Below are 11153 nucleotides of genomic sequence, written 5' to 3' on the forward strand. Positions count from 1 at the left end.
GAAGATTCTTACCAAGCCTGTATTCTCTTTTGCCTTATGTATATTTCAAGCATCAGCAAAAGAAAGTAATTGACTCTCTCCAGTGTAATTTCTCCACACCCTCCTCTTGTTATGCTTGAATCATAAATACTCTGTTCATTACCCGCTTAAATAAGAGCAGACACCTGATTTCTGAAGATAAATATATATCTTTTGTGAATTGAACCAATTTCTAATGAGTTATGAAATTGATTCAATCAAGTTATATTTTACATAACCCAGGTTTACATGACTGTTAAAAAATGCGTATCATATATAGAGATCATATATACTTTGATTATTTCGGATACGGAAAGGATGCTGCAGTAATGAATCAATTGGTTACCCTCAAAAAGCCGGAGGCCATGATCTTTGATATGGATGGTACTCTTTTTCAAACAGAATCACTTCTCATCCCTGTATATCACCGCTTGTTTGATATCTTGAGGGAGGAAGGTCATCATGAGGGTCCAACTCCGCCAGATGAACTCATGCTTGGATGTCTCGGGATGTTACTTCCGGATATATGGAATAAAGTAATTCCGAATGCGACAAAGGAGGCGAAGGCTCGTGCAGATGAGCTCCTTTTGCAGCTTGAATTGGAAGATCTAAAAGCAGGGTCTGGAGTTCTTTATCCAGGAGTAAAAGAAACACTTCAAGAGCTTCATAAGAAGGGTGTCAAACTTTTTGTAGCGAGTAATGGACTAGAACATTATGTAAAAGGAGTAGCTGAAATGCACGAGATTACCGAATGGTTTGACGATCTGTATAGTGCAGGTGAGTTCAGTACGGCTTCAAAAGTCGATCTAGTGAAGCTGCTTCTTGATAAACATGGCATTAGAAACGCGTGGATGGTAGGAGATCGTTCTTCCGATGTGGAAGCGGGGGTTCAAAATGGTCAGGCCGTAATTGGCTGTTCCTATGCTGGATTTGGTAAGGAAGATGAACTCAAGGGTTCAACTGCATTTATAAATGATTTCTCGGAGCTGCTCGAGCTGTATAACAAAGCCGAATAGATTATCGGTAACACTTATTAGATTGCGCATATCAAAAATACAACAAGCCGCAAGGTTATATACTTCCCATCTGGAGTAAGTGAATCCTCCGGTGGACAGATATAACATATGCGGCTTGTTTTTGGCATATCTTTATAGAGAGTTATTTATTCTTTTGTTTATAAAGCCACAGCGAGTATTCGAGAGGTTTAATAATGGCCTGACGGTATACCTCATCTTGACCAATCTCAATAAATACTTCACGTGCTGGTTTAGGATTCACCTCAATAAGATAAATGCGGCCGTTCTTATCGATAGCAAGATCAAGAGCCAATTCACATAAATCTCCATAGGTTTTCTCTAGGTACTCAGCAACCTCAATACCGAACTCTTCTGCTGTTTCTCGAACCTCGTTCCGTTTTTCAGGAAGTGATATCCATCGCGATAATAGTTCGTTCATCTCCGCAGCCCTGCCACCGCCATGCAGATTGGAAGTTACACTTCGCTCTGCACCAATTCGTCCTGCACAGCCGGTACATTCCCACTGCCCATGTTTATTCTTCTGTACGAGCATACGGTAATCATGAACACGACCATTAGGAAGTTTTAATTGAACCCCTTCTTGAATGATATATCGAGTTCCCATGTCTTCAGATGAAAGTAGTGTGGATATATTTTCAGTTTGGATCTTTCTTGGTGAGATGATACGTCTCTGCTGATCCCTTCCTTGTACAAGTAAGATGTTAGTGTTGTCTTTTGAGCTTCGCTCGATACGTAAGATTCCGCGGCCGCCTGTTCCGTTAATCGGCTTCAGATAAAGAAGTTTGTATTTTTTTAGCATCGATTTGACATCGGCCGTGCTTCCATACAGTTTAGTATCCAGTAGAAAGGGGCGAAATAGGGCTTTTTTATTTAACACTTGATGCAGGGTCCACTTATTACGAAGCGGACGATTTAGAAATAGAAGATGTGCATATTTTTTACGAAAACGAAGCAGTTCCTGAAATCGTTCACCCCGCTGAATTCGGCAACGATCAAAGATGAGATCCGGAAAAGAACGCCATTTACGTATCCAGCGATTCTGCTCAGGTAGATACATCAGAGTATGAATCAGTTCATTGCTGGAATTTACATCAGAGGGAGTGAATACATACACGTCTATGCCCAGCTTTTGGCCTTCTTCAATCATCTTCTCATAGACTTTTTTCTCTTCAAGATGCTTTTTATCGTTAAGATACAGAGTGAGTATGCCTAGGACAGGTGACGGCATAAAAGGATCACCTTCTCTAATTTTCTATTTGTTTCGCTAAATAGGTGCAGTAATGAATAATTCGCTCCAGTGACCGCTTGCGTATTAAAGGTTCATCGAATTTCATTGGTTTTGCATTTGCTTCAAAGAAACAGATACCTCCGCTCGGGTTCACACCCAGATCCATGGACATTTCACCAAGTTTATGACCTGCTGCCTTTTCCACTTGTTTTGCAATGGTGATGGAAGTCTCTTTCACATGATTCATAATCTGGCTTGCTCCTTCTGAACCGAATACTTCGGACAGCAGTTCATACGGATCCTCCACACTGCCACCGCGGGGAACATGTGTTGTAATACTTTTTAGACCAGCAAGTCTAGCACCGATTCCCGAGAGACTCCACACGCCTTTGCTGTTCTTTTGGACCAGTACGCGGAGATCAAAAGGCCGGCCCTTATAGGTGGCAAGTTTGATTCCTTGCTGAATGATATACTTGCAATCTTCCGTTTCTAATTGGACTCTGTTCCAAAGTTTTTGAAGGGTAGCTGCCTTGTACGTCACACTTTTTTTGTTGTCTTGAATTCGAAGTATAAAAGGTAGTTTTTCTTTCTTTTGAAAAGTAAGCCGCATAATTCCTTTACCTGCTTTTCCGTTTTCCGGCTTTAAATAAACATAAGGATATTGTTCCAGTACTTTTCCTAAACCGCGCCTGGTTCGAAGTCTTTTGGTATAGGGGATAAAATCACGGGTAGACTTCACTTTACTGAGCCATTCAAACAGATCCCATTTATTAAAAAAGTAAGGATTGAACAAAGTAATGCCCGGATGGTCCAGACACTCCTGTATCTTTTTCCTTACCAATGGATCTTGTTCATCTTCCCGCTGAGGAATACGGTTATAGATCACCTGAGGAAGGGGGAATAGGTCCTGAACCCATTCCTTTACGTGAGCATCATAGCGGTATCCTTTAATTTCTCTAGAAGACAGCTTCAAGTCGCGGACGGTTACGATGTATACAGAACATCCAAGCTCTTCACCGGTGTTAATAATGTCGCGAAAATTGTTGCGGTTTCCCCGAAAGAGAAGCTTCTTATCATGCATGGTCAGAATCGCAATAGTTGGCTTCGTGTCCCGGCTCTCACCAATCACAAATCTTCCCTCTGATGGAACTGACTTAGATATAAACAGTGGTCTAATATGTGTTCCACCGATGCTTTCCCCTCTGCTCTGAGGAGCGGGTGACGGAAGATCGATCGCCCCGGTTTTGCGTTCGCTTCGAACATCCATACGTGTTCCTCCTGATCAATGCCAAGGTCAAATCCAATTTCACCAAGAACATGCTTATGATGAAACTCAATGGCCTCCGCAAGTTTAATAGCGACATCTTTTGTTTTTTGCAAAACTTCAGATGACCTGCTGCCAAATGTTTTGGTGAGCGCTTGTTCTGGTGTCATTAAAGAGCCGCCATTTTTTATGTGGGTGGTAATGGATCCTTTCCCGGCTTTTTTAGCCCCAATCCCTACGACTACCCATTTGTTGTTTCCATTCTTGTGCATGTGAAATCGAAAATCGATAGGGCAGCGGTCAATTTCTATGAGTCTAATTCCTTGCTGTGCAACATAGTCATGAGACTCAGAACCGATTTTCGCTTTTAACATTCGGGCAAGGCTTTTAAATGTCTTAAAGCGCAAAAGAACATTACCACCCGCTTTACGATAACGGCAAAAATATCCGCGACTCGGCAAATAGGTCAATCGATAGATACCTTGACCCAGGCTTCCGGAAGAAGGTTTATAATAAACAATTTGATGTTTTTCTAACATTTCGTTAATAAGCTCCATGCTCGGATTAAGATGGGACTCGGGCACATAACCATTCACGGTTTGATCATCTTCAAGAAGTTTGTAAATATCTGATTTATTAAAAAAGCTCCAATTGAAGAAAGGGATGTTTTTACGTTCAAAACGATCACGGAGCTGGTTTGTAGAATACGAGAAATCAGACCTTCTGCTCGGCAGACGATTATAGATCACATCAGGAAGCGGTACACGCCTTCTGACAAATCCACCAGAGCTGTTAAGGAAATACCCGTATACCGTTTCACTGCTCCAGTCAATATCTCGAGGAGTAAAACCAAAGGTGTACGATTTCTGATTACCTTCTCTGAGTAACTGCTTCACAAAACCGGTTCTTGAACCAAAGGGTTTGGTAGCAGATAGGGGGCCGTCAGATAAAATTCCAATCAGTGGTCCGAGATGCACTTCGTCTCCTTCGACATTTTTTACAAAGATGCCGCCTGTTGTTGGTACCTGAATCGCACTGCGCACACCACTTGAAAGATAGATATGTTTTCCGCTTTTCTTCATGGGTTTTAGATTTACTTGAATCCGATTTTTACCCAGCCGGATATGAATGTTCTTTTTACCGGATAATTGAAAATTTTTAATGAGTGCATTAGATAGATATATGATTTTCTCCGGCCGCTTCGTAAAATGCAGATTGCATAATGTCAGGCTCATTTATTTTTATCCTCCTATCCCAAAAACGCAAAGGATTATTGATGTGTATAATTACAGAACTGGCAGTTTGCTTTGGAGGGATTTATTCCATTCTAATTTGTGGTTACTCTAATGAAGAAGGTGATCCTTGTGAACGGAGCAGTAGATAACGAGCATACTCTAGCGGCCGATTACAAGCTTTATTAATACTCTCGGAATCACCAGACAGAAGGAAGGCAGCACGCCCCGGTTTAGAGTTCACTTCAAGAATCCATAGATGACCGCTTCGGTCGATTCCGTAATCAATACCCAGCTCGCTGAGCCTTCCATAGCGGCTTTCTAGAATACTCGGGATGAGAGCAGATAACGTTGCTGCTTGTGCGAAAAGGAGAGAGGTGGTTTCTTTTTCGTATTCTTGCTCAAGGAAGGAGTGGGCATCCTTTGCTGTTCCGCCCCCGTGAAGATTGGATGTAAGACTATCTGCTGTGCCTTCCCGAATAATTAGCCCGCTAAGGTCCCATTGTCCAAAGCCGTTTTTTTGTACCAAAGCTCTAAGATCGAATGGTTTCTTATCTTTATTCATAAGCGGCAAAAATGGCTGGATAATATAAGGTTTGGAGGTGAGAATACGATGCAGCTGTGCAAGGCCGGAAGAGAGATGAGAGAATCGTTTCTCGAAGCTCCGATTGTATCGGTTACGTCCCTGAACATAGAGAGTTTGCTCCGATGAAATCCACTGTGCTCTTACGGTACTTTTGCCATGTGATCCTGCTTGCGGTTTCAGAAAAACGCCATCCGGGTGTTTTTTAAGCCATGTTTTCAACTGGTCCTTGGAGGTATAAAGTTCGGTTTCCGGTAAATGTTTATGCAGTATTTCATATGATTTTAGTGTCTGGTACACATGCCATTTGCCTGGCAGTGATCTGGAGAGAAATCGGATTTTGCGGGAAGCGGATTTGCTTGCCTGACGTAATCTGCGCCGAAATATTCCGGGAACGGGGGTGAGACAACGGTCGTAAATCAGATCAGGCAGATCAATCGTTTCCTGAGTCCAGTTCTCATTTACATACCGATACCCTTGATATTTTCCATTGGGTGCAGTTCCTTTAGGAGTAATAACGACGACGTCCATATCAAATTTATCACTTTCCTGACATAACCTCTGGCAAAAGACTTCATCCGCAAAAGGAGGTGAACCTTCTCGTTCATTAACGAGAACTCCGAGAGTACCGAGTGTTCCTTGCATATCTCATGTTCCTCCTTTCTTGTATGGATTTAGAAGCCTGCCAAATAGGCAGAATATTCAAGCATCGCTTTTACAGAAGGGCGTATCTTGTTATCCGAAAGCGGTGTATTATCATTTTTGGAAGGTTTCGAATTCACCTCAATGAGCCAAATGTTGCCTGACGTATCCATGGCAAGATCAATACCAAGTTCTCCAAAATGAGCTGGGATGGTTTCTTCAATAGCTAAAGCAATATCTAGAGCTGCTCGGCGCATTTGCGCAAGGGCATTTTTTTTGACTTCCGGAGGGAGTGAAGTTTTATTTACCGCTTCTTTTAACGTACTCAGTGAGCCGCCTCTAGCCAGATTCGACACAAAATGGCTTCCTCCGGCGATCCGCGCCACAATAGAGGTAACCTTCCACTTTCCTGTGTTGTTCTTTTGGACCAAGGCCCTGAAGTCGACTGGTTTTTTTCCAATATCAATAAGCGAAATCCCTTGCTGGATCTGAAATTTTGTAGTTTTCATCTTCCCGGATAAACCCGTGAAAAGTTTGGCTAGAGTAGGATAAGCTTGTTTCTGTACCCCGCCTACTAAGGTGGCATGAGTCAGGTATGAGCCGTCCGTTTGCCGAGAAATCCGAATAATTCCTTTGCCAAGACTGCCCCGCACAGGTTTTAGAAATACAACGGGGTGAGCCGAACACATACTTTTGAATCTAGAGAAAGACCTAAGTAAGTGTGATTCAGGCAAATATCGTTTTAGTCCAGCATTTGTCTTCAGTGCTTCAAATACTTCATGCTTATCGAGAAATTTCTCATTATACATCTGTGTCCCGTAGAGAGATTTTACTTCCTTCACAAAATGCTGTACGCTAGGTTTATTCTCAAGTTTGCGTGAAGTAAGCCGATTATTGATGACGTCGGCTACTGGCATGACTGTTTTTTTCCAGCCATCGTCGTAAATCCAGCCTTCGATTTGCCCAGTTACCGTTTCAACGTGACTTGGAGTAATGAAATACACATACGCACCCTGTTTTTGACACGCACCGACCAGTTCTCTACAGAACATGGTGATAGAACCAAAAGGTTTTTCTAGCTGATCCGGGTGGTCTCTGCTGATTAGAACACTAATGAGTGGACCGATACGTAGTGTACGGCTGTCGGCATGATAACGAATCTGAAGGACTGAACGGTGAATGAGACCCAGTTTCTTTGCTAAGGATGGACTCATTCGCATCCCTTCGTATTTCGGGACGGAAAGAACGGTTACTTCCTGATTGAAACTTCCGAATGCGAGGATTAACGGACGTCCAGTGGGGATTTTCCATTGCTTGAGAAATTTATCCCCGAGCATCACGACGTCATCCTGCAGAAGGCCAGATCCGCTTATTTGGATCGCTACTTTTTTCTTTGACATCGTGGATCTCCTTCCAGGGGGCAAACAAGATGTCTGTTTAGGGTGGAATGGGTAATAGAACAATGCATGTAATTCATCATATGAGGACATATATCCCTTGGTGATTGACCTGCTTTTTAAAATTGTTGTAACTTGCCTGAAACGTAAACTAGAAATGAAGAATTACTTAAAATCAGCTGGGAGGAATAATAATGAACGTTCATGACAAAGCTAATGAACTTGCAAAAGCACTGAAAGAAAGCGAAGAAGTACAGGAAATTACGGCAGCTATGAAATTGGTGGATGCAGATCCGGATAGCAAACGTATGCTCGAAGATTTCCGCAGACGCCAAAACGAAATTCAACAGCGTATGATGTCAGGTGATATGCCGGCTCAAGAAGAGATGGAACAAATGGAAAAATCATTTGAAGTTCTCAGTCTGAATTTAAATATCCGCAGACTATTTGAAGCAGAACGCCGTTTGAGTGTGATCATTGAAGATGTGAACAAAATTATTATGGAAAGTCTGCAACATCTATATGGTGGACCTGCAAATCAGTAGAATCTAATCTCTGATTTCTCACGCTTACTAATTTGTCCACATATTTACCACTTCTCATTCATAGAGTAGATATATAGATTCATGAGAAAGAGGAGTGAGAAATATGGTAGGTAAGTTAAAATTATCGAAGGCAAAACATATTTTCTACATGCTAATTGCTGGTGGAATGACAGTGTATGCCTTGCCTAATCTTTCGTTTACCGGATGGAGTGCGGCATTCAGCGCTACTTGGCTAGCTTTTGCCCTTCTCGTTATTGGTGCGAATCTACACTTTATTCTTGGTGTAGACGAAGAGAAGAGAAAAGCACTTGACCGGGTACGCAAATCTAAACTTCGTCAGTGGGAACTAAAGTGGATGGAAGATAAGGAGCGTGGGAAGACAGTGAAGATTGTTCCTGCTAAGGAGCGTTCACAGTGAATCTTTCACACGATCGAGGGTTTGTTCTGCAAGCTAGAAATGGCTTCAGAACAGCCCTTTTTGTGTTTCTATAAAAACCTTATTTTGGTTATTTTATGTATTTCATGATATAATGAGTACAGACTAGTACAGTTCCGAAAAAAAGGGGTGTAACAGATTGGAAGGGAACGAAGAAACGGTTACGAAGCATATGCAGCTTCTTGAATACATAAGACAACTAAAAATCGGAACAAAAATATCAGTTCGTGGATTGGCAAAAGAGCTTGGTGTAAGTGAGGGAACGGCATACCGGGCTGTTAAAGAAGCAGAGAATGCTGGACTTGTTGTTACGAGAGAAAGAGTAGGAACGATAAGAGTAGAGAAAAGATTGCGCGGTGCTTCAGAACAGTTGACGTTTGGTGATGTAGTAGAGATTGTCGAAGGATATGTTCTGGGAGGCAGAGAGGGGCTTTCTAAACCACTCCATAAGTATGTTATCGGTGCAATGAAAGAGGAAGCCATGGCCAAATACATTGATGCAGACAGCTTGCTCATCGTAGGGAATCGGGATAATGCCCATTTTCTGGCTTTAAATCAGGGGGCAGGTGTACTGATTACAGGAGGATTCGAGACGAGTGCAGAGGTAATACAGCTCGCAAATGAGCTGAGCCTTCCCATTATTTCATCCCGTCATGACACCTTTACAGTAGCGTCTATGATCAACAGGGCTATTTTTGATCGGCTGATTAAGAAAAAAATTATGCTGGTCGAAGATATCGTAGGAGACAAGCCTAGGTCATATTATCTTAAACTAAGCAGTACCGTTTCCGATTTTAGCAGGCTGGTTCTGGAAACAGGAGAACTCCGTTTTCCCGTTATAGATGAATGGAATCGAGTCATCGGGATTATTACTCGCAAAGATGTCATTGAACTCGACCAGAACGAAGCGATAGAGAAATGTGTAGTTCGTAAGCCAGTTACAGCAACCCTCAAAACTTCTCTTGCTTCTGCGGCTCAGTTAATGGCTTCGGAGGGAATTGATTATTTACCTATAGTGGACCGAAATCGGAAACTGATTACCTCCGTCAAGCGCAGAGAAGTGCTGGATGCCATGCGAGAAGCACAGAAACAACCCCAGCTTGGTGAAACGTTTGATCATCTCATATGGAATGGATTTGTAGAACAGCGAGGGCCAGAGGGAGAGACTAGATTTAACGGGATTGTGATTCCGCAGATGGCTACGGATTTAGGGACCATCTCTGAAGGTGTGCTTGTCAACCTAATGACGCAAGCGGGCTATAAAGCGGCTCAAGAAAAGACAGGCAGCGATCATGTACTGGAGAATATAACGACTTATTTTGTACGACCTGTACAGATTGAAGACAAGATTAGTATCGTGCCGAGAGTTCTTGAAATCAGCAGACTCAACTGTAAATTGGATATTGATATTATCCATGACGATAATAAGTTAATCTGTAAAGCAATCATGACCCTTCAAGCGATTGACCGGGTGTAAACGATAGCGAAAAGTCCACCTTACGCAGGGGACTTTTCGCTTTTTTGATTCGCATAGTAACTGCGGTTACGAATACCGGAAAATACATGGAATGCGCCAAGAACGAGAAAGAGAGCTTCTATGATGACAGCAACCGTAGACCCTTGAAACATGAACATCTGGATACATGCCAGTACAATCAGCATAATGCCCATCCAAATATTGCTGATCGCCTGCAAAATACCTCTTTGTTGCAGATTACGTGATCGTCTGCTACGAACGCTGGAAATACCCGCAGTGATCGTAGAGATGAGTAGCAGTGCGAATAAAACGTATCTGATGATATCTAGCATGATTGGCAGGACAACTCCTTTTGGGAAAAATATACATGTTGTCCTCATTGTATCATGAATTTCCTTAATATATTGAAAAAATCCCATGAGCTTTAGGTTTCCTTAACGAAATAAGGGCGTGATTTCGACCCATACTTGAAGCACACCTTCCATAACAAGTATGGTTGTAATTTTGACAGAATAGGGTTTCTCTCTCACGGTGTATGTTTTTTTATCCATCATAATTCGGGTCATTTTACTATATTCATCGATGTTATATACATCTCTTCCTCGTAACACTTCAAGTTCATCGCCTAACAGTTGTATAATTTCCTTTACCGAAACCGAATCGGGGATCTTGTCTGACTCTTCTGCACGAACGTTAATTTCTTTGATTACGGTTTGTCGCTTACTGTATTTTTTTAAGTTTTTTATATCCTCTATATACTGTTCTTCTTGAATCTTCAAATCTTTATTTTCAAGCCACAGCTCATTATAACTTGCATGAAACACCGCATTATAGACGACGCATCCGATAATCATACCCAGCACAAAGACACCGGATAATTGGATAAAAGGACGTAAAAGATAGGTTGGCGGTACACGCATTGGAACGTTTACCTCCTTCCTAATTTCGGGTAGTACATATCCATTTGACTAGTTCAGTCCCCATATGAGCACCTAAAAAAGCGAAAATGAGATACAAAATCTGTTTAATCGCCGGAGATAAATTCCCATCCAGCATATTGCTTTCTATGACACGCATGGGGTCAATCGTTCCACCGACAGCGGCGGCCAGTGCCCAAATTTTTATTCTGCCTGCAACATCCAGCATCGTCTGAGTAGGAGGCTGAAGGGACACGACAGCACCGACTCCGCCGAGCATTGCCCCGCCGAGTACGATGCCAAACGCAATAAAGAAATCGAGGATAATCTTAGACATGAAACTCATAATGTGGTCCGGCTCCTTTCTGTCCTCCTTC

Annotated in this window: 12 protein-coding genes; 4 read left to right on the plus strand and 8 right to left on the minus strand. The window is 42.3% G+C overall.

Annotation, left to right across the window (positions count from 1 at the left end; translation table 11 throughout):
• Positions 1-347: 347 nt before the first annotated feature.
• Complete coding sequence (locus tag ACWPWY_RS03075; protein ID WP_454190339.1) at positions 348-1034, plus strand: HAD family hydrolase; 687 nt, start codon at positions 348-350, stop codon at positions 1032-1034.
• Between the two features lie 142 nt (positions 1035-1176).
• On the opposite strand, the gene ACWPWY_RS03080 is transcribed toward ACWPWY_RS03075, so the two are convergent.
• The 5 genes from ACWPWY_RS03080 to ACWPWY_RS03100 form a co-directional block, all read right to left on the minus strand.
• The gene (locus ACWPWY_RS03080) at positions 1177-2283 is read right to left on the minus strand and encodes a YheC/YheD family endospore coat-associated protein (protein ID WP_454190340.1); all 1107 of its coding nucleotides are present in this window, start codon (positions 2281-2283) and stop codon (positions 1177-1179) included.
• A 16-nt stretch (positions 2284-2299) separates the two neighbouring features.
• The gene (locus tag ACWPWY_RS03085) at positions 2300-3409 is read right to left on the minus strand and encodes a YheC/YheD family endospore coat-associated protein (RefSeq protein WP_454192778.1); all 1110 of its coding nucleotides are present in this window, start codon (positions 3407-3409) and stop codon (positions 2300-2302) included.
• Positions 3409-4782, minus strand: coding sequence for a YheC/YheD family endospore coat-associated protein (locus ACWPWY_RS03090; RefSeq protein WP_454190341.1), 1374 nt, complete (start codon positions 4780-4782; stop codon positions 3409-3411). The genes ACWPWY_RS03085 and ACWPWY_RS03090 overlap by 1 nt, the downstream gene beginning before the upstream one ends.
• A 103-nt stretch (positions 4783-4885) precedes the next feature.
• Entirely contained in the window at positions 4886-6007 is a 1122-nt protein-coding gene (locus ACWPWY_RS03095; protein WP_454190342.1) for a YheC/YheD family endospore coat-associated protein, read from the minus strand.
• 29 nt (positions 6008-6036) lie between these two features.
• A complete protein-coding gene (locus ACWPWY_RS03100; RefSeq protein WP_454190343.1) occupies positions 6037-7404 on the minus strand; it encodes a YheC/YheD family endospore coat-associated protein in 1368 nt (455 codons plus the stop codon).
• Positions 7405-7595: 191 nt separating this feature from the next.
• Here ACWPWY_RS03100 and ACWPWY_RS03105 point away from each other — a divergent pair, with 191 nt between their 5' ends.
• The 3 genes from ACWPWY_RS03105 (at position 7596) to ACWPWY_RS03115 (ending at position 9859) form a co-directional block, all read left to right on the plus strand.
• Positions 7596-7946 (plus strand): YlbF family regulator, encoded by a 351-nt coding sequence (locus ACWPWY_RS03105; protein ID WP_285747566.1) that lies wholly within the window; start codon positions 7596-7598, stop codon positions 7944-7946.
• Positions 7947-8049: 103 nt separating this feature from the next.
• Complete coding sequence (locus ACWPWY_RS03110; RefSeq protein ID WP_454190344.1) at positions 8050-8364, plus strand: hypothetical protein; 315 nt, start codon at positions 8050-8052, stop codon at positions 8362-8364.
• A gap of 157 nt (positions 8365-8521) precedes the next feature.
• The gene (locus tag ACWPWY_RS03115) at positions 8522-9859 is read left to right on the plus strand and encodes a DRTGG domain-containing protein (RefSeq protein WP_454190345.1); all 1338 of its coding nucleotides are present in this window, start codon (positions 8522-8524) and stop codon (positions 9857-9859) included.
• 20 nt (positions 9860-9879) lie between these two features.
• On the opposite strand, the gene ACWPWY_RS03120 is transcribed toward ACWPWY_RS03115, so the two are convergent.
• The 3 genes from ACWPWY_RS03120 to ACWPWY_RS03130 form a co-directional block, all read right to left on the minus strand.
• The gene (locus ACWPWY_RS03120) at positions 9880-10191 is read right to left on the minus strand and encodes a YtpI family protein (RefSeq protein WP_454190346.1); all 312 of its coding nucleotides are present in this window, start codon (positions 10189-10191) and stop codon (positions 9880-9882) included.
• Between the two features lie 102 nt (positions 10192-10293).
• On the minus strand, positions 10294-10779 hold the full coding sequence (locus tag ACWPWY_RS03125) for a hypothetical protein (protein ID WP_454190347.1): 486 nt from the start codon (positions 10777-10779) through the stop codon (positions 10294-10296).
• Positions 10780-10798: 19 nt separating this feature from the next.
• Positions 10799-11125, minus strand: coding sequence for a YtrH family sporulation protein (locus ACWPWY_RS03130; protein WP_191798628.1), 327 nt, complete (start codon positions 11123-11125; stop codon positions 10799-10801).
• Between the last annotated feature and the right edge of the window lie 28 nt (positions 11126-11153).

This window comes from Paenibacillus sp. Marseille-Q7038 (genome assembly GCF_965111595.1).

Excerpts from the sequence above, each read along its gene's own strand:
- ACWPWY_RS03075 (WP_454190339.1), top strand. The coding sequence starts at position 348 with ATGAATCAATTGGTTACCCTCAAAAAGCCGGAGGCCATGATCTTTGAT.
- ACWPWY_RS03080 (WP_454190340.1), bottom strand. The coding sequence starts at position 2,283 with ATGCCGTCACCTGTCCTAGGCATACTCACTCTGTATCTTAACGATAAA.
- ACWPWY_RS03090 (WP_454190341.1), bottom strand. The coding sequence starts at position 4,782 with ATGAGCCTGACATTATGCAATCTGCATTTTACGAAGCGGCCGGAGAAA.
- ACWPWY_RS03095 (WP_454190342.1), bottom strand. The coding sequence starts at position 6,007 with ATGCAAGGAACACTCGGTACTCTCGGAGTTCTCGTTAATGAACGAGAA.
- ACWPWY_RS03100 (WP_454190343.1), bottom strand. The coding sequence starts at position 7,404 with ATGTCAAAGAAAAAAGTAGCGATCCAAATAAGCGGATCTGGCCTTCTG.
- ACWPWY_RS03105 (WP_285747566.1), top strand. The coding sequence starts at position 7,596 with ATGAACGTTCATGACAAAGCTAATGAACTTGCAAAAGCACTGAAAGAA.
- ACWPWY_RS03110 (WP_454190344.1), top strand. The coding sequence starts at position 8,050 with ATGGTAGGTAAGTTAAAATTATCGAAGGCAAAACATATTTTCTACATG.
- ACWPWY_RS03120 (WP_454190346.1), bottom strand. The coding sequence starts at position 10,191 with ATGCTAGATATCATCAGATACGTTTTATTCGCACTGCTACTCATCTCT.
- ACWPWY_RS03125 (WP_454190347.1), bottom strand. The coding sequence starts at position 10,779 with ATGCGTGTACCGCCAACCTATCTTTTACGTCCTTTTATCCAATTATCC.